Origin of the sequence: Staphylococcus rostri, assembly GCF_002902145.1 — a bacterium.
Classification (GTDB): domain Bacteria; phylum Bacillota; class Bacilli; order Staphylococcales; family Staphylococcaceae; genus Staphylococcus; species Staphylococcus rostri.
Genome location: NZ_PPRF01000138.1, coordinates 1 through 273 on the forward strand (window position 1 = coordinate 1; position 273 = coordinate 273).

General features: G+C 38.8%; 1 protein-coding gene. It reads right to left on the reverse strand.

All coding sequences use genetic code 11. The annotated features are described in order from the left end of the window. On the reverse strand, window positions 1-273 hold a 273-nt coding region (locus CD122_RS11450; protein ID WP_276307410.1), incomplete at both ends, for a Rib/alpha-like domain-containing protein.

The window sequence follows — 273 nt, forward strand, 5'->3', positions numbered from 1 at the left end:
CTGTTGTACCTTCTGGAAGACCTTTTGTATCAACGTTATCTGTTAAGTCTACTGTTCCACCTTGTTCAACCACTTCTGGTGTTGCTGTTGGATCATTTTTGTCAGCGTCAGTTAATTTTTCTTTAACTGTTACTGGTACATCTACTGTATCTTTTGAGCCATCTGGGTATGTTACTTCCACTTTACCTGTGTACTCACCTGGTTTATCAGTATCGATTGATCCTTCTGGTGTTACATCTTTAACTGTTGTACCTTCTGGAAGACCTTTTGTAT